We start from the raw sequence: 17,202 nt of genomic DNA, 5'->3' as shown, positions 1-17,202 counted from the left end.
TATTTAGTGTCCCGTTGTATCTCATCCCTTAGAGCATTCATCGACAGGGATACGGACATGAAACCTCGCAAGAAAAGCCTCCAGCCAATCGGCCTGAAGGACATCACCATCGTCGACGACGGCAAGATGCGCAAGGCAATCACCGCGGCGGCACTGGGCAATGCCATGGAGTGGTTCGACTTCGGCGTCTACGGCTTCGTCGCCTACGCCCTGGGCAAGGTTTTCTTCCCCAATGCCGACCCCAGCGTGCAGATGATCGCGGCGTTGGCCACGTTCTCGGTGCCGTTTCTGATCAGGCCTCTGGGCGGGCTGTTCTTCGGTGCCTTGGGCGACCGGTTCGGGCGGCAGAAAATCCTCGCTGCGACCATCGTGATCATGTCGCTCAGCACCTTTGCCATCGGCCTGATACCGTCCTATGCCAGCATCGGTATCTGGGCGCCGATCCTGTTGCTGCTGGCCAAGATGGCCCAGGGCTTCTCGGTGGGGGGCGAGTACACCGGCGCGTCGATCTTTGTCGCCGAATATGCCCCGGACCGAAAACGGGGGTTTCTCGGCAGTTGGCTGGACTTCGGCTCGATTGCCGGGTTCGTGCTGGGTGCCGGTGTGGTGGTGTTGATCTCTACGGTGCTGGGTGAGGAAAAGTTCCTCGAATGGGGTTGGCGCCTGCCGTTCTTCCTCGCCTTGCCGCTGGGCATCATCGGCCTGTACCTGCGCCATGCCCTGGAGGAAACGCCGGCTTTCCAGCAGCATGTCGACAAACTGGAGCAGGGCGACCGCGAAGGCCTGGCGTCCGGGCCCAAGGTGTCCTTCAAGGAGGTCGCCACCCAACACTGGCGCAGCCTGGTGACCTGTATCGGTGTGGTAATCGCCACCAACGTCACCTACTACATGCTGCTCACGTACATGCCCAGCTACCTGTCGCACAACCTGCACTACAGCGAAGACCATGGCGTGCTGATCATCATCGCGATCATGGTCGGCATGCTGTTCGTGCAGCCGATGATCGGGCTGCTCAGTGACAAGTTCGGCCGCCGACCGTTCATCATCGTCGGCAGCGTCGGCCTGTTTGCGCTGGCTATTCCGGCATTCATGCTCATCAACAGCGGCGTACTGGGGGTGATCTTTGCCGGGCTGCTGATCATTGCCGTGCTGCTGAACTTCTTCATCGGCGTGATGGCGTCGACGCTACCGGCAATGTTCCCCACGCACATCCGCTACAGCGCCCTCGCCAGCGCCTTCAACATCTCGGTGCTGATCGCCGGCCTCACCCCGACCATCGCCGCCTGGCTGGTGGAGAGTACTGGCAACCTGTACATGCCGGCCTATTACCTGATGGTGATCGCCGCCGTGGGGCTGGTCACCGGCCTGACCATGAAGGAAACCGCCAACAAGCCGCTGCGCGGCGCGGCACCGGCAGCATCGGATATCGAGGAAGCGCGTGAGCTGCTGCAGGAGCACCACGACAACATCGAGCAAAGGATAGAGGACATCGATGCGCAGATTGCCGAACTGGAGGCCAAGCGCAAGTTGCTGGTGCAGCAGCACCCGCGCATCGAGTGATCAGTGTGGCATGTAGCCACGCTGCCACGTCCGTGGAATGAACCGCGACACCAGGGCCAGCACGCAGGCCAGCGAGCAGCTGCCGGCTAGCGCCTGCAGGCCCAGGTGGTGCTGCAGCCATGCACCCAGCGCAGCGCCCAGCAGCATGCCGGCCCAAGGCACCAGTTGCACCCGCCAGCCATTGCGCCGCTCGCCCAGCAGCCAGCGCCCCAGCCCACGACCGAAGCGTGACAGGGCGCCGGTGACGTAGGTCAGGCCGATGGGCAGGCCGTTCACCTGTTCGACCACGGCGTTGATCATGCCCATGGCCAGTGTGGCGGCGAGCAGCGCGGGCAAGGTCGCTGCCAAGGGCCATGCGGCTGCAAAGCCCAGCAGGGCGGCGACCACCAGCAGCACCGGCCAGGCCCGACGGCGGAACGCGCGCGCCAGCAGCACGCCCAGCGCGTTGCCGATGACGAAGCTCAGCACTGCAGCACTCAGGCGTAGCACCAGGGCCAGGTCCGCATCGCTGATGGCAACGGCCAGACGCGTGGTGTTGCCACTCATGAATGACACGAAGTCGCCCAGCGCCAGCAGGCCGATGGCATCGGTCATGCCGGCCAGTACGGACAGGCCGGCGACCAGGCCGAGGCCGACACGACCACGCAGAATCTGCAGGCGCAGCCGCTTGGCAGTGCGCGCGGGGAGGGTGTTGGGCAGCATTCTCGGGAGCTCAGCGAGGCATTTCGCGGGCCAGGGTGCTCTTGATCGTGCGCTCCACCACATCGACCAGCACCATTGTCTGGTGGTCCACTTCGATGTTGAGCAGTTCGCCGGCCTTGTAGCTGGCAAAGGTGGTCTGGCGCAGGGTTTCCGGGATCAGGTTAATGGTAATCACGTTGTTCTCGACATCGGCTACGGTCAGGCTGCAGCCGTTGACCCCGATAAAACCGCGCGGGAATACGTACTTGCCCCATTCCGCTGGCATGCGGAACTTGATGAAGGCGCCGGTTTCCTTGATCGACAGCTCGACGATTTCGGCGGTGGTGGCGATGTGGCCGGCCATCAGGTGGCCGCCGACTTCGGCGTTCATCTTCGCCGAGCGTTCGATGTTGACGCCCTGGCCGGCCTTGAAGTTGCGCAGGTTGGTGCGCTCGAGGGTGGCGGTCATGGCGTCGAACCTGACCTGGGTGCCGTTGATTTCGGTGACCGACAGGCAGGTGCCTTCGACACTGACGCTGGCGCCGATCTTCAGCTCGTCGAGCAATTCCGGGGTGAGGTCTATGGTGAACTGGTTGTGGCCCGGGTAGGTGGTCACATCAAGCAGAGGGCGGACGGCCTGGACGATGCCGGTGTACATGGAGTTGCTCCTGGGCACGGAAAAGAAAACCTCCGAACGCTATGCCCGTGGAGCGGTAAAAGCAAGCCAGCCATTGGTCTGGACACTGGAAACCCACAGGCACGGCGCACTTTGTCAGCTGGAGGTGACCCTGTGGGAGCGGGTTCACCCGCGAAGCAGGCGACGCGGTGGATGGCACCGGCTGCGCCGGTGTTCGCGGGCGCGCCCGCTCCCACAGGTATGGCGCATTCCTTCAGCTGGTGGGCTCCCTGTGTGTGGGCATGCCCGCGAAGCAGGCGATGCGGTGGATGGCACCGGCTGCGCCGGTGTTCGCGGGTGAACCCGCTCCCACAGGTATGGTGCATTCCTTCAGGAGGTGGGGCCCCTGTGTGGGGCATGCCCGCGAAGCAGGCGACGCGGTGGATGGCACCGGCTGCGCCGGTGTCCGCGGGCGCGCCCGCTCCCACAGGAATCGCTTGGCTGCCGTTCAGAGCTTCACCGGCGAAGGCAATGGGGCAAATCCAACTCAGACATGCCCACTGCTGTTGACGATCCGCAGGCACAGCGCCTCATACGGGTCCAGGTTCACCATCAGCCGCCCATCCTCGGTCAAATCCCCTTCGACCGTTTCATTGATCATGTCCACCACCGGCCCCGGCGTGAACCCGGTCAGTTGCAGCTCCTCGGCAATCACTTCCTGGCCAAAGTTCAGCGCAGTGATCTGGATGCCACGCCCGGCCGGCAGCTCATGCACCATCACCAGCAAGCCGGGGCTGCTGACTTCGGGCACCAGCACCTGGCGGCTGGTGGCAATGCCATAGGCCTGGCGCACCGCCAGCAGCTTCTTCACCTTGCAGGCAAACGAATCGCCGTTCTCCAGCTGGCTGTCCAGGCTGCCATACAGCGCCCGGGCTCGGGGCATGCCACGCACAGACGTCTGGGCCTGTGGCTCCAGCCCGGCCAGGTCGTAGCCGCCGCGGTGAATCCAGCGGGTATCGCCATCCAGCATCCGCTGGGCGACCGCTTCGGCGGGCAAGGGCAGGGCGCCTACCAGGTCCCAGCCGGACAGCGCCACCACACCCGGCTGCATGGCGTTGTACATGACCAGCAGCAGGTGCACCTTCTGGATCAGCTCGATTTCTGCCACCCCGATCTGCCCAAGGTCGCGGATACCCAGCGCGGCAGCGATCAGGCTGGCCGTGGTACAGGCTATGCCATTGGTGACGAAGCGCAGGTTGTATGGCGCATGCTCGCCCGACAGCCGTTCGTAGATCTCTTCGCGGATGTGCTCGCGCAGGATGCCGCCAGGCAAGGTCTGGCCTTTGTACAGGTACATGTCGTGGGCATGCAGGGTCCAGAAATGCACCAGCTCCACGGTCAGCTCGTCGTGGTTCTGCAAGGCATGGATCAGCGAGGCCGGGTCGATGCCGAAAGCATGCGTCTCCTTGAGCATCAGGCGCAGGAACTCGGTGTCGCCAGTCAGCAGCGCATGCTGGTAGGCCGGCCGGGTAATGAAATCGTAGGACAGGTCGGCACCACCCCTGGACATCTGCGCGATGTCGTCGAGGGTCAGGTTCAGCTCCTGGAAGCTGAAACCGCCGGCCTTGCGGATCATGCCGCCGATCAGCTGGTTGCCGACGATCGACAGCGGGTGGCTTTCCGACCAGGCAGTGCCGCTGGCGCGGGTCTCCACACCGAGAAAACCGTTGGCATCCAGGCGCAGGCCACGTGCACCCAGGCAGTCCAGGGCGTGCAGGGCATCGCCAATGATCATCTGCTGGGCGGCGAAGGTCGGGTCCAGCCAGTTCAGCGATGGCTGGCCTTCCTTGAAGTAGTGCAGGTACACCCAGCGCCGGGTCTTGCCATCTACACCGGTCACCGGCGGCGTGGCGCTCCAGTCGGTTTCCTTCACACCTGGTTCGAAGAAGATAACCCGTTGCAGCTGGCCGACGATGTAATGGCGGGCCTTGAGCTCGTCGCACTGGGCCGGCAGCAGATTGACCGCGTCGCGCCCGGCAGGCACTTCGGGCAGCAGCGGCCAGTCTTCCTCGCGGATTTCGACCATGTGGTACAGCCCCGGATAGGGACCGTAGGCCAGCTCGGCCAGGCGAAAGTCGGCGCCCTTGCCCGTGTGCGAGGGGATCAGGTCGTCGATGGTCACGGCGTTGTGCGCGGCGGCCATGCGGCTCATCTGGATCAGCTCCTGCTCGCTGCCGTACAGCGGGTCGATGTCGAAACTGATGCGGTCGAAGTTGCCGTCCACGCTGGGGGTGAGTTCACGGCCACGAATGCCGCCGGACAACTTGATCGGGCCGGTGTGCAGGCCCTGAATGCCGATCTCCGACAAACGCTTCCACAGCGCCTCGTGGCCCAAGGCGCCAAGCACCGAACAACCTTCGGGGGCGATGATGGCATCGGGGTAGACGGTCAGCCAGACCGAAGCGATTTCAGTGGCGCGGCGGGGCTGCGCTTCGGCGTAGGGCTGTTGCCACAGGCGCGACTGGCCCGAGTACAAGTGGGTGCGTTGCTGGGAGGCCTTGAGCATGGCGCGGTCTTCGAGCCATTTGACGTATGACGGGTCGGGTTGGGTCATTTCGCGTCCTCTTTGCGTGTCGGCAGCGGCTCAGGTTATGACGGCTGTGGCGGCTGATCGTTCGGCTTGAGATTGCTTTTGGCTGTTTCGCGGGCGCGCCCGCTCCCACCGGATCTCTACACACTTCGAGAACTGTGCAATACCTGTGGGAGCGGGCATGCCCGCGAAGAAACTGCCACTGATCAAGGTTTGCGAATACGCAACTACCGTATGGGCTTGCTGATTTGTTTGCCAGCCTGAGAGGCGACCTCCAGTGCTTGGCCGTCCCGTTGCTTGCCTTGCCGAGCCAGGCCTTCGAGCTGCGGAATCAGCATACCCTCCGGCAAATGACGCCAGAACCGCCCGGGCATGTGCAAGCGCAAGGCGTCGGGGTTGAGGCGGGCGGGGTTGAAGGTATGACGATAGTAGGTGCGCCATAATTCGGCACCAGGGTCTTCGGCGTTGCGGGCCCATTGGCGCCAGGGTTCGGGGCACTGTCGCTGGTAGTCGAATGCCTGGCCATCGAAGCGTATGCCGTCGTGGGCCGTGGCAATCATCCAACGCAAACGCCCCAGGCGGTCGGCGAAATGCCCACTGGCGCTTTCGAGAATGTCATGCGCCGGCTCGTGATAGGCCACCAGGTCGAGTTGCAGCTGTTCAGCCAATACTTCGGGTAGTGGCACGAAGCGTACAAACGCATGCAGGTGGTGTGCTTCGCGATAGACCTGCTTGATCCGTCTATGCAGCTCACTGCCCAATCGGTCACCCGGCAGCATTGCAGTGCGGTCGCCATGGGCCACCCGCCACAGTACCTCGTAAAGCAGGTTCCAGCGGTGCTCGCCACGGTAGCGGGCCGCCTGTTCCAGCTGGCCGAGCAGCGCCGCAGGCACCTTGGCGCGAAAGGGACCGGAGCCTTCCGGCAGCGCTGTCGGTACGGCCAGCAAATCAGCCACCGGCCCTTGCGCCCAGGTGACCTCCGACGGGTCGATGCCATGCCCCAACAACACCCGGGCCTGCTCACGCCAAGTGGCGAACAGGCCGTCGCAGTCGAGCGCGATCACCCCCACAAGCCCATCTGCACCGGGGCCTGCGGCTCACGCAAGCGCGCCCTCAGCAGGCCGCTGCGCAGTTCGGCCTGGGGCGGGCGGTAGTCGCTGGTGACAATGAATGGCCGCGCCTTGTCCAGCACGCAGCGCAACTGGATCAGGTCATCGTAGCGAATGCGCCGTTCGCGTCGCAGGGCTACCAGGCGCTGCACGCTGCGCAGGCCGATGCCGGGGATGCGCGCCAGTAGCGCCGGCTCGGCACGGTTCACATCCAGCGGGAACACGTCGCGGTTGGCCAGCGCCCAGGCCAGCTTGGGGTCGATGTCCAGTGCCAGATTGCCGCTCTGGCCCAGCAGCTCGCCGGCCTTGTAGCCATAGCCACGCAACAGGAAGTCAGCCTGGTACAGACGGTGCTCGCGCAGCAGCGGTGGTGCGGCCAGGGGGACGCTGCCGGGGCTGTCAGGGATGGGGCTGAAGGCGGAGTAGAACACACGCTTGAGGCCGTAGCCTTGGTACAGCGATTCGGCATTGCGCAGCAGTGTGCTGTCGTCGGTGCTGTCGGCCCCGACGATCACCTGGGTGCTTTGCCCGGCCGGGGTAAAGCGCGGCGCCTTGGGTTCGTGGGCCACAGCTTGCTGGCCCTGGTGGATCACGCCCATGGCCTGGCGAATGGTGTGCGCCTGTTTTTCCGGTGCCAGGCGTTTCAGGCTGGCGTCGGTCGGCAGCTCGATGTTGACGCTGAGCCGGTCTGCCAGGCGCCCGGCCTCCTCGATCAGCAACGGGTCGGCATCGGGGATGGTCTTGAGGTGGATGTAGCCGCGGAACTCGTGCTCTTCGCGCAACAGCCGAGCCACGCGGACCAGTTGCTCCATGGTGTAGTCCGCCGAACGGATGATGCCTGAGCTGAGGAACAGGCCGCTTATGCAGTTGCGCCGGTAGAAGTCCAGGGTCAGCCGGACCACTTCCTCGGGGCTGAAGCGTGCGCGTGGCACGTTGCTGGATCGGCGGTTGACGCAGTACTGGCAGTCGTAGAGGCAAAAGTTGGTCAGCAGCACCTTGAGCAGCGATACGCAGCGCCCATCAGGGGTGTAGCTGTGACAGATGCCCATGCCATTGGTAGCACCCAGCCCATCAGCCCCGCGCGAGTTGCGTTTGGGCGCGCCGCTGCTGGCGCAGGATGCGTCGTACTTGGCAGCATCGGCAAGGATGCCGAGTTTGGCGATGAGTTGCATGGGCCTGACCTGTGATACTGAATATTCATACAGTATTTTGAGGCGTGACGGATTGCAAGTGATTGTGCACCAGCCACGCCCGACCAAATCCGTCATCTAAGCTTGTGGCTGACTTACGGATAGCAACGAGGCAAGGGGGAGGTTATGAGGATCACCATCAAGCCGGTACTGGCGCTGACCGGGCTGGCCTTGGCATTCGGCATGCTCGATGCCCAGGCCGCGGAAACCAGAAGGGTCGATGTCATGCTGGTGGGCGGCGGCATCATGAGTTCAACCCTGGCCGTCTGGCTCAATGAGCTGGAGCCGGGTTGGTCGATGGAAATGGTCGAGCGCCTGGACAAGGTCGCCGAAGAAAGCTCCAACGGCTGGAACAACGCTGGTACCGGCCACTCGGCCCTGGCCGAACTGAACTACACCCCGGAGAAGGACGGCAAGGTCGATATCAGCAAGGCGGTGGAGATCAACGAGTCGTTCCAGGTCACCCGTCAGTTCCTCGCCTGGCAGGTCAAGCAGGGCGTGCTGAAGAACCCGCATTCCTTCATCAACACTACCCCGCACATGAGCTTCGTCTGGGGCGACGACAACATTCGCTTCCTGAAGAAGCGCTACGAGGCGCTGCAGGCCAGCCCGTTGTTCAAGCCCATGCAGTACTCCGAGGACCACGAGCAGATCCGCAAGTGGGTACCGTTGATGATGGAGGGCCGCGACCCCAACCAGAAACTGGCCGTGACCTGGACGCCGATCGGCACCGACGTCAACTTTGGCGAGATCACCCGGCAATACGTGGGCTATCTGCAGACCCGGCCGAACTTCGACCTCAAGCTGTCGACCGAAGTGCAGGCGATCACCCGCAACGACGACGGCTCCTGGCATGTCGAATACAAGAACCTCAAGGACGGCAGCAACGCGGCCACCGACGCCAGGTTCCTGTTCATCGGCGCAGGTGGTGCAGCGCTGCCACTGCTGCAGAAGTCGGGTATCGAGGAGGCCAAGGACTATGCCGGTTTCCCGGTAGGTGGTTCGTTCCTGGTCACCGACAACCCGGCCATCGCCCAGCGTCACATGGCCAAGGCCTACGGTATCGCCGCCACCGGCGCACCACCGATGTCGGTGCCGCACCTGGACACCCGTGTGCTCGATGGCAAGCGCATGATCCTGTTCGGGCCGTTCGCCACCTTCTCGACCAAGTTCCTCAAGCAGGGCTCGCTGCTTGACCTGTTCGCCAGCGCCAGTGTGCACAATGCCTGGCCGATGGTAAGGGTCGGGGTGCGTGAGTTCGACCTGGTGCAGTACCTCATCGGCCAGGTGCTGCAATCTGACGATGACCGTTTCGAAGCGTTGCGCACCTACTTCCCCGAGGCGAAGAAAGAGGACTGGCGGCTGTGGCAGGCGGGCCAGCGGGTGCAGATCATCAAGAAGGACGAAGCATTGGGTGGAGTGCTCAAGCTCGGCACTGAAGTGGTGACGTCCAAGGATGGCAGCATTGCAGGATTGCTGGGTGCTTCGCCTGGCGCCTCGACCGCGCCGCCGATCATGCTCGATGTGCTGAGCAAGGTGTTCAAGGACAAGATGGCATCGCCGCAGTGGCAGGCGAAGATCAGGCAGATCATCCCGTCCTACGGCATCCGCCTTAACGACCACCCGGACCAGGTGCAGAAGGAGTGGGCATACACCAACGAGGTGTTGCAACTGAATCCTCCCGAGGGCGCCGTTACGCCGTAGCAAAGTACCATGCGGCGACCACCTCGATGCCTGCTTCGCACAGGCGCCGTGCAATGTGGTCGCCGGTGAAGCCGGCCACGCCGGTAATCAGTTCGGGCATGCTGGCTGCACCTGGCCGCGGCCGATGCCGTAGTAAGTCAGGCCGGCGGCGGCCATGTGCTCGGGTTCGAACAGGTTGCGCCCGTCGAACACCACCCGGTCGGCCAGTTGTTGCGGCACCTTGTCCAGGTTGAGCACGCGGTATTCCTGCCATTCGGTGACGATCACCAGGGCATCGGCGCCGCGCAGCGCGTCGTCCTTGCACGGTACCAGTTGCAGGTCGGCGCGGCAGCCATAGTGCCGCTGGATTTCCTCCATGGCCTGCGGGTCATGGGCCTGCACCCGCGCGCCGGCGGCCCACAGCGCTTCCAGCAAGACTCGGCTGGAGGCCTCGCGAATGTCGTTGGTATTGGGCTTGAACGACAACCCCCACACGGCGAAGACCTTGCCTCGCAGGCCGCGTGGGTAGTGGCGTTGGATCTTGCCGAACAGCCGGTTCTTTTGCTGCTCGTTGACCGATTCCACCGCACGCAGCAACTGTGGTTCGAAGCCCTCGGCCTCGGCGCTGCGGCGCAGGGCTTGCAGGTCCTTGGGGAAGCATGAGCCGCCAAAGCCGCAGCCGGCATAGATGAAGTCGTAGCCGATGCGCGGGTCCGAGCCGATGCCGCGGCGCACCAGTTCGATGTCGGCGCCCAGATGCTCGGCCAGGTTGGCGATTTCGTTGATGAACGAGATCTTGGTCGCCAGCATGCAGTTGGCCGCGTACTTGGTCAGCTCGGCGCTGCGCGCGTCCATCACCATCAGTTTTTCGCGGTTGCGGCTGAACGGCAGGTACAGCTCGCGCAGCAGCTCTACTTCGGCGGGTTCCGCGCCACCGATGATGATGCGCTCCGGGCGCATGCAGTCATCCACCGCCGAGCCCTCCTTGAGGAACTCCGGGTTGCTGACGACGCGCAAGCGGCTGGTATCGGCCACGGCCTGGGCGATGCGCGCCTTGATGCGGTGCACCGTACCAACCGGCGCGGTGGATTTGTTGACGATCAGCTTGGGGCCATCGGCATGTTCGAGGATGCTGTCGACCACGGCGAACACGTGCTTCAGGTCGGCGCTGCCATCGGCCTGAGGCGGGGTGCCGACGGCAATGAACTGCACCTTTGCGTAGTTGGCCGCTTCGCTGGCGTCGGTGGTGAAGCGAAGGCGACCGCAGGCCAGGTTCTTCTCCAGCATCGGCGCAAGGCCGGGCTCGAAGATCGGGCAATGGCCTGCATTGAGGCTGGCGACCCGCTCGGCGTCGACATCCATGCACAACACCGAATGGCCCACCTGGGCCAGGCACACTGCCTGGGTGAGGCCGACATAGCCGGTACCGAAAACCGTGACCTTCATCTGACAGCTCCTTGGCGAGAAAGCTGAAAAAAAATGTCACATCGTTGTTTAGAAATTGTTACTCGCGCAGGCGGCTGCCTCTTGGGCGACGTTCCACAGCTGTTGGCGAAACCAGCGGCGCAAGGGGTCGGCGTGGGTGCGTTCGTGCCAGATCTGCATCACCTCGATCGCTGGCAATGTCAGCGGCAGCGGGTACATGAGCAGGTCGTCGTCACGTTCGACGGCTTCGGTGGCCAGCGAGCGCAGGCAGGTGAGCAGCAGATCGGTGCCGCGCAGCAGGCGCATGGGGGCCAGGAAACTCGACAGGCCAGCCACGACCCGCCGTTGCATGCCCTGGCTGCGCAAGGCGCGGTCGACCAGGCCATCGAGGTCGCCGGTGAGGGTGGTAAGCAGGTGGTCGCTGGCAAGGAAGGTATCGAGGTCCAGGCCGTTTTCCAGGCCTGGATGGCTGCGCGAGGCCAGCACTACCAAGTGTTCACTGAGCAGGCGCTGTTGGTGGAAGGTTTCCGGCAGGTCGGTGTAGAACCCGGCAACGGCCAGGTCACAGGTGCCTTTCTCCAGTTCTTCGCGAGGCAGAAGACCGCGGGTATTGCAGGTGACCAGCGTCAGGTTCGGTGCCTGGCTACGCAGGGTCGGCAGCAGCCTGGGCAACAGGGTCTGCTCCACGTAATCGGTGCTGTACAGGTGCAGTCGGGCAGGGCGGGCGAGGAAGTCCTGCCCTTCGCAGCGCTCATAAAAACCTTCCAGGCCCACGACCAGGCGTTCTACCTCAGGGGCCAGTTCGTGGGCGCGTGGCGTCGGGGTCAGGCCCCTGGGCGCGCGCACGAACAGCGGGTCGCCAAACTGATGGCGCAGCTTGTTGAGCTTGTGGCTGAGGGCCGGCTGGCTCAGCGCCATGCGCTGGGCGGCGAGGGTGGCATTGCGTTCCTGGTACAGCACATGGAACAGGTACAGCAGGTTGAAGTCCTTGCTGGAGATATTCATTTTCTGGATCACAGGCATGAGAGCTTTCGAATTATCGAATCATAGCCTTGCCGTTAGCATGCACGCATCCCCGCCAACATGAGCGGACAGCTCTATTTGCCTGATCAGGAGATTGTTGCATGACCAAGATGTCCCGGCTTGCCCTGGCTGTTGCCAGCACCCTGCTTGCCACCGGCGCCCACGCTGCGCCCAAGGGAGAGGTGCTGGTGCTGTTGTCCAGCGAGCACCAGCTGCCCCTGCAGGACGGCAAGCGCTACGCCACCGGCTACTACCTGAACGAATTCGGCGTGCCTGCCGACCAGTTGCTCAAGGCTGGCTACAAGCTGGTGCTGGTTACCCCCAAGGGTAATGCCCCGAGTGTCGACCAGCGTTCGATCGACCCGAGCTACTTTGCCGGCGATGCGGTGGAGATGCGCCGGATCGAGAAGGTCGTGCAAGGCCTGCCGGGCATTGACGATACCCTGTCGGTGAAAGAAGTACTGGCAGGTGACCTGGGCCGCTATGCCGGGCTGTTCATCCCCGGCGGCCATGCGCCGTTGATCGACCTGGCCAACAACCCGGACGTGGGCGCCTTGCTGCGGCATTTCCATCAAGCCGGCAAGCCTACAGCCGCGATCTGCCACGGCCCCATCGCCTTGCTCTCGGCCCAGCAGGACCCGGCCAGCTACCAGTCGGCGCTGGCGCGTGGTGAAAAGCCGGCAGCCACCGACTGGTTGTACAAGGGTTACAAGATGACCATTTTCTCCGACCCGGAGGAGCAGGTATTCGAAGGTTCGCTCAAGGACCAGCGGCTGCTGTTCTACCCGGCCAACGCCATGGCAATGGCAGGGGGCGACATGGGCTACGCCAAGGCCTGGCAACCCAATGTGGTGGTGGACCGCGAACTCATCACCGGGCAAAACCCGTTCTCGGACAAGGCGCTGGCCAAGGTATTGCTGGAAAAGCTGGCTGAGCAGGCAAAGCCCTCTGGCCTGGGCATCTAGACTTACACGTGGCCTGCAAAAGCAGAGGGGGCGCCTTGATGGCGCCCCCTCTGCTTTGCTGCTTAGGCTTCAGCGTCCCAAGGACGATCGCCTTTTTCATCCTTGACGCGGGTCGGCAGGCCCATGACGTCCAGTGCCTTGAGGAACGGCTCGGCTGGCAGCTCCTCGACGTTGACCATGCGCTTGGCATCCCACTCGCCACGGGCGACCAGCAGGGCGGCGGCCACTGGCGGTACACCGGCGGTGTAGGAAATACCCTGGCTGTCGGTCTCGGCGTAGGCTTCTTCGTGGTCGGCCACGTTGTAGATGAACACTTCGCGCGGCTGGCCATCCTTGGTGCCCTTGACCAGGTCACCGATGCAGGTCTTGCCGGTGTAGCCCGGGGCCAGAGAGGCTGGGTCCGGCAGCACGGCCTTGACCACTTTCAGCGGTACCACTTCCAGGCCTTCGGCGGTTTTCACCGGTTGCTCGGAGAGCAGGCCCAGGTTCTTCAGCACGGTGAACACGTTGATGTAGTGCTCGCCGAAGCTCATCCAGAAACGCACGTTCGGCACGTTGAGGTTCTTCGAAATCGAGTGAACCTCATCGTGGCCGGTCAGGTACAGGTTCTGCGAACCCACCACCGGCAGGTCGTCCGTACGCTTGACCTCGAACATGGTGTTGCTGGTCCACTGGCTGTTCTGCCAGCTCCACACTTGCCCGGTGAACTCACGGAAGTTGATTTCCGGATCGAAGTTGGTGGCGAAGTATTTGCCATGCGAACCGGCATTGACGTCGAGGATGTCGATCGAGTCAATGCTGTCGAAATACTGTTGCTGCGCCAGCTTGGCGTAGCTGTTCACCACACCCGGGTCGAAACCGACGCCGAGAATGGCGGTAATGTTCTTTGCCTGGCACTCTTCGAGGTGTTTCCACTCGTAGTTGCCGTACCACGGCGGGGTCTCGCAGATCTTGCCCGGCTCTTCGTGGATGGCGGTGTCCAGGTAGGCGACACCGGTATCGATGCAGGCACGCAGCACCGACATGTTGAGGAAGGCGGAACCAACGTTGATCACGATCTGCGATTCGGTCTCGCGAATCAGCGCCTTGGTAGCCTCGACATCGAGGGCATTGAGCGAGAAGGCCTGGATGTCGGCGGGTACCTTGAGGCTACCCTTGGCCTTGACGCTGTCGATGATGGCCTGGCATTTGGAGATGTTCCGTGACGCGATAGCGATACGACCCAGTTCGTCGTTATGCTGCGCGCACTTGTGGGCCACCACCTTGGCGACACCTCCTGCACCAATGATAAGAACGTTCTTCTTCAATTTATCCCTTGCTCCTTACTGAAAGCCGGTCTTACGACAGGCTGGAAACGTAGTCTTCGAAACCGAACTCGCGCACCACTTCGACGCTGCCGTCGAGTTGCTTGACCACGATGGATGGCATTTTCAGACCGTTGAACCAGTTTTTCTTGACCATGGTGTAACCCGCCGCGTCGACGAACGACAGGCGATCACCGATGGCCAGCGGACGATCGAATTGGTATTCGCCGAAGATGTCACCGGCCAGGCACGACTTGCCGCAGACCATGTAGGTGTGCGTGCCGTCGTTGGGGGCCATCTTGGCGTTGAGGCGGTAGATCAGCAGGTCGAGCATGTGCGCTTCGATCGAGCTGTCGACCACGGCCAGGTGCTTGCCGTTGTACAGGGTGTCGAGCACGGTCACTTCCAGCGAGGCGCTGTTGGTGATGGCCGCTTCGCCCGGCTCCAGGTACACCTGCACGCCGTACTTTTCCGAGAAGGCTTTCAGGCGCGCGCAGAAGGCGTCCAGCGCGTAGTCTTCACCGGTGAAGTGGATGCCGCCACCGAGGCTGACCCACTCGACCTTGTGCAGCAGGTGGCCGAAGCGCTCTTCGATGTGCGTGAGCATCTTGTCGAACAGGCCGAAGTCGCCGTTCTCGCAGTTGTTGTGGAACATGAAGCCGGAGATCTGCTCGATCACCTGTTCGACCTTGGCCGGGTCCCATTCGCCCAGGCGGCTGAACGGGCGGGCAGGGTCTGCCAGCAGGTAGTCGGAGCTGCTGACCTGCGGGTTGACGCGCAGGCCACGGACCTTGCCTTCGGACTGTTCGGCGAAGCGCTGCAGCTGGCCGATCGAGTTGAAGATGATCTTGTCGCAGTTCTCGAGCATTTCCTCGACCTCGTCGTCGGCCCACGCCACGCTGTAGGCGTGGGTTTCGCCGGCGAACTTCTGGCGGCCGAGCTTGAGCTCGTACAGCGACGAAGAGGTGGTGCCGTCCATGTACTGTTGCATCAGGTCGAAGACTGACCAGGTGGCAAAGCACTTGAGGGCGAGCAGTGCCTTGGCGCCGGAGTGTTCGCGCACGTAGGCGATCTTCTCCATGTTGCCCAGCAGCTTGGTTTTATCGATGAGGTAGTACGGCGTCTTGATCATTTAAAGGCCCCCGGCCAGGCCGGCCAAAAAAAGGACACGCATTGTGCCTTCACTTGCCGCAGACCGAAAGGGTGGGTTACGCATTTCGTCGTGGTCGACGCTGTTGCGAGAGGATTTTTCCGGTTGCGGCGGGCTCAGTAGAACAGCGGCATGTGACTATCGTAATCAGCAACCGGGTGCCGCAAGGAGAATCCGATGAGTGTTGTATTGGATGGCACCGGCTCCGCCGGTGTTCGCGGGTGAACCCGCTCCCACAGGTTTGGCGCGAGGCTCAGAAAATGCGCGGTTCCTGTGGGAGCGGGCAAGCCCGCGAAGAGGCCGGTACAGGTAACCTCAATCCACCTGCTGCAACCACGCCTGGATCTGCTCCAGCGTGGCGGTAGCCCCGCCACAAACCACCACCAGCACATTCTGGTACTGCGCCAGGGCGCCCGGTGCATAGGCCAACGCCAAGGCTGCTCCACAAGCTGGCTCCACCAGCACGCGATGGTCCAGCAGGAACCGCTCGCAGGCTTCCAGCGCAGCGCGGTCACTGACCAGGTGGCTGTGCACCGGATGCTCCTTCACGCACACCAGCGCCTGGTCAGCCACACGCTTGGCCCCCAGCGAGGTCGCCACCGAGGCAATATGTTCCAGCTCCACCGAATGCCCCGCCTGCATGGCCGCATGCAGCGATGCCGCGCCCTCGGTTTCCACCGCCAGCACCGGCACATCGCCCCAGCCGTTACGCTGTAGCCCCTCGACCACACCACTGAGCAAACCACCACCGCCTACCGACAACACCACGGCATCCGGTTTCACGCCGGCCTCGGCGACTTCATCCACCAGGCTGGCATGCCCGGCCCACAGCAGCGGGTCGTCGAATGGGTGGATGAAGGCGTCATCCGGGCCGACCAAGGTCTGCGCCAGGGCGTTGGCCTCTTGCCAGGAGCTGCCATGCACCACCACCTTGGCGCCCTCCAGGCGCAGCAGATCTTTGGCTCGCTCGGTGGTAGTCTCGGGCACTACCACGGTCACCGGCACGCCCAGCTTGCGCCCGGCATAGGCCACTGCCAGGCCCGCGTTGCCGCCCGAGGAAGACACGAAGTGCCGCGCGCCACGGGCATGGTGCACCTCGCAGGCATGGCCCACGCCGCGCAGCTTGAACGAGCCGCAGGGCTGCAGGGCATCGAGCTTGAGCCAGACGTTGCTGTCCGCGGCCAGCGACAGCGGGCGGGACTCGATCAGGGGGGTATGGATATGCAAGGTCATTGGCTGGCTCCGCGCAGTTGCTCGAGATAGTTGTAAACGGTGTAGCGGGTCACACCCAGGGCGCTGGCGGCCTTTTCCACGCCGCCCTTGACGATGAACAGGCCACGCTCCTGCATCATGCGCACGGCCTCGACCTTGGCCTGCTTGTTCATCCGCCCTTGGCCGCTGCGCTGCAGGGATGCCTGGATTATCTCGCTCATCAGCAGTTCCATGTCGGCGGGTTCACTGACGGCAGGTGTGGCCCCCAGCGGCTGGAACTGCTGAAGAAAGTTCATGGCGGCGTCCAGGCCGGTGACGTCGGTGTTGACGCAGAGGCTGGCGAAGGGGTGGCCGCTGCTGTCACGGAAGATGGCCGTGGCGCTGCGCAGTGTGCGGCCCTTCAGCGTGGTGGGGTAGTCGGGCAGCACCACCGGCTCGCAGCCGTGCTGATCGGCCGAGGCCTGCATCAGTGCCTTGAAACCCTGGTCCTGTTCCGGGGCGGCGAGGATTGGGCTACCGACGCTGCGCCCGGAAAGATGGCCGTTGACGATCGCCACCACGGAGTGTTCCGGGTGGTCGAGGTCGTGCAGGAGGATTTCCATGTTGCGCGCGGCAACGCTGCCCAGGGCCTGGATGGCGGCCTTGAGGACGGTGAGGGTGAGCTGGCGTTCTTCGCTTGGGGTGATAGGCATGG

General features: G+C 63.4%; 15 protein-coding genes. 3 read left to right on the top strand and 12 right to left on the bottom strand.

Features of this window, described 5'->3' with window-relative positions; all coding sequences use genetic code 11:
• Positions 1–57: 57 nt before the first annotated feature.
• Positions 58–1,560, top strand: coding sequence for a glycine betaine/L-proline transporter ProP (gene proP, locus ACLCGK_RS26335; RefSeq protein WP_410953294.1), 1,503 nt, complete (start codon positions 58–60; stop codon positions 1,558–1,560).
• Here proP and ACLCGK_RS26330 read toward each other — a convergent pair whose 3' ends face one another.
• The 5 genes from ACLCGK_RS26330 to ACLCGK_RS26310 form a co-directional block, all read right to left on the bottom strand.
• Complete coding sequence (locus ACLCGK_RS26330) at positions 1,561–2,262, bottom strand: YoaK family protein (RefSeq protein WP_013972898.1); 702 nt, start codon at positions 2,260–2,262, stop codon at positions 1,561–1,563. It lies immediately after the preceding gene.
• Positions 2,263–2,272: 10 nt separating this feature from the next.
• Positions 2,273–2,899 carry a riboflavin synthase gene (locus ACLCGK_RS26325; protein WP_013972897.1) on the bottom strand — a complete coding sequence of 209 codons (627 nt, stop codon included), beginning with the start codon at positions 2,897–2,899 and terminating at the stop codon, positions 2,273–2,275.
• A 505-nt stretch (positions 2,900–3,404) separates the two neighbouring features.
• Positions 3,405–5,471, bottom strand: a complete 2,067-nt coding sequence (gene treS, locus ACLCGK_RS26320; protein WP_410953293.1) for a maltose alpha-D-glucosyltransferase — start codon at positions 5,469–5,471, stop codon at positions 3,405–3,407.
• A gap of 203 nt (positions 5,472–5,674) precedes the next feature.
• Positions 5,675–6,517 carry a TIGR03915 family putative DNA repair protein gene (locus ACLCGK_RS26315; protein ID WP_410953292.1) on the bottom strand — a complete coding sequence of 281 codons (843 nt, stop codon included), beginning with the start codon at positions 6,515–6,517 and terminating at the stop codon, positions 5,675–5,677.
• A complete protein-coding gene (locus ACLCGK_RS26310; RefSeq protein ID WP_410953291.1) occupies positions 6,508–7,728 on the bottom strand; it encodes a putative DNA modification/repair radical SAM protein in 1,221 nt (406 codons plus the stop codon). The genes ACLCGK_RS26315 and ACLCGK_RS26310 overlap by 10 nt, the downstream gene beginning before the upstream one ends.
• A 144-nt stretch (positions 7,729–7,872) precedes the next feature.
• Here ACLCGK_RS26310 and mqo point away from each other — a divergent pair, with 144 nt between their 5' ends.
• Positions 7,873–9,450, top strand: a complete 1,578-nt coding sequence (gene mqo, locus ACLCGK_RS26305) for a malate dehydrogenase (quinone) (protein WP_023660582.1) — start codon at positions 7,873–7,875, stop codon at positions 9,448–9,450.
• Here mqo and ACLCGK_RS26300 read toward each other — a convergent pair.
• The 3 genes from ACLCGK_RS26300 to ACLCGK_RS26290 are packed head-to-tail and all read right to left on the bottom strand — an operon-like array spanning position 9,440 to position 11,859.
• Positions 9,440–9,550: an NAD-dependent epimerase/dehydratase family protein gene (locus ACLCGK_RS26300; RefSeq protein ID WP_054573524.1), complete on the bottom strand. Its 111-nt coding sequence runs from the start codon at positions 9,548–9,550 to the stop codon at positions 9,440–9,442. The genes mqo and ACLCGK_RS26300 overlap by 11 nt on opposite strands.
• Entirely contained in the window at positions 9,538–10,875 is a 1,338-nt protein-coding gene (locus ACLCGK_RS26295) for a UDP-glucose dehydrogenase family protein (RefSeq protein ID WP_182329624.1), read from the bottom strand. The genes ACLCGK_RS26300 and ACLCGK_RS26295 overlap by 13 nt, the downstream gene beginning before the upstream one ends.
• Positions 10,876–10,923: 48 nt before the next feature.
• A complete protein-coding gene (locus ACLCGK_RS26290) occupies positions 10,924–11,859 on the bottom strand; it encodes a LysR family transcriptional regulator (RefSeq protein WP_410953290.1) in 936 nt (311 codons plus the stop codon).
• A 119-nt stretch (positions 11,860–11,978) separates the two neighbouring features.
• Here ACLCGK_RS26290 and ACLCGK_RS26285 point away from each other — a divergent pair, with 119 nt between their 5' ends.
• Positions 11,979–12,842 (top strand): type 1 glutamine amidotransferase domain-containing protein, encoded by an 864-nt coding sequence (locus ACLCGK_RS26285; protein WP_410953289.1) that lies wholly within the window; start codon positions 11,979–11,981, stop codon positions 12,840–12,842.
• 62 nt (positions 12,843–12,904) lie between these two features.
• Here the strand turns inward: ACLCGK_RS26285 and ACLCGK_RS26280 are convergent, their stop codons facing one another.
• The 4 genes from ACLCGK_RS26280 to ACLCGK_RS26265 form a co-directional block, all read right to left on the bottom strand.
• On the bottom strand, positions 12,905–14,149 hold the full coding sequence (locus ACLCGK_RS26280) for a saccharopine dehydrogenase family protein (RefSeq protein ID WP_003248123.1): 1,245 nt from the start codon (positions 14,147–14,149) through the stop codon (positions 12,905–12,907).
• 31 nt (positions 14,150–14,180) lie between these two features.
• Entirely contained in the window at positions 14,181–15,278 is a 1,098-nt protein-coding gene (gene nspC / locus ACLCGK_RS26275) for a carboxynorspermidine decarboxylase (protein ID WP_280044612.1), read from the bottom strand.
• 333 nt (positions 15,279–15,611) lie between these two features.
• Positions 15,612–16,529 (bottom strand): pyridoxal-phosphate dependent enzyme, encoded by a 918-nt coding sequence (locus tag ACLCGK_RS26270; RefSeq protein ID WP_410953288.1) that lies wholly within the window; start codon positions 16,527–16,529, stop codon positions 15,612–15,614.
• Positions 16,526–17,200 (bottom strand): transcriptional regulator, encoded by a 675-nt coding sequence (locus tag ACLCGK_RS26265; protein ID WP_367245024.1) that lies wholly within the window; start codon positions 17,198–17,200, stop codon positions 16,526–16,528. The genes ACLCGK_RS26270 and ACLCGK_RS26265 overlap by 4 nt, the downstream gene beginning before the upstream one ends.
• Positions 17,201–17,202: the final 2 nt, after the last annotated feature.

This window comes from Pseudomonas sp. S1(2024) (assembly GCF_046557535.1).
The sequence above is the reverse complement of the archived record's forward strand: the minus strand, read 5'-3'. Positions and strand labels throughout refer to the sequence as shown.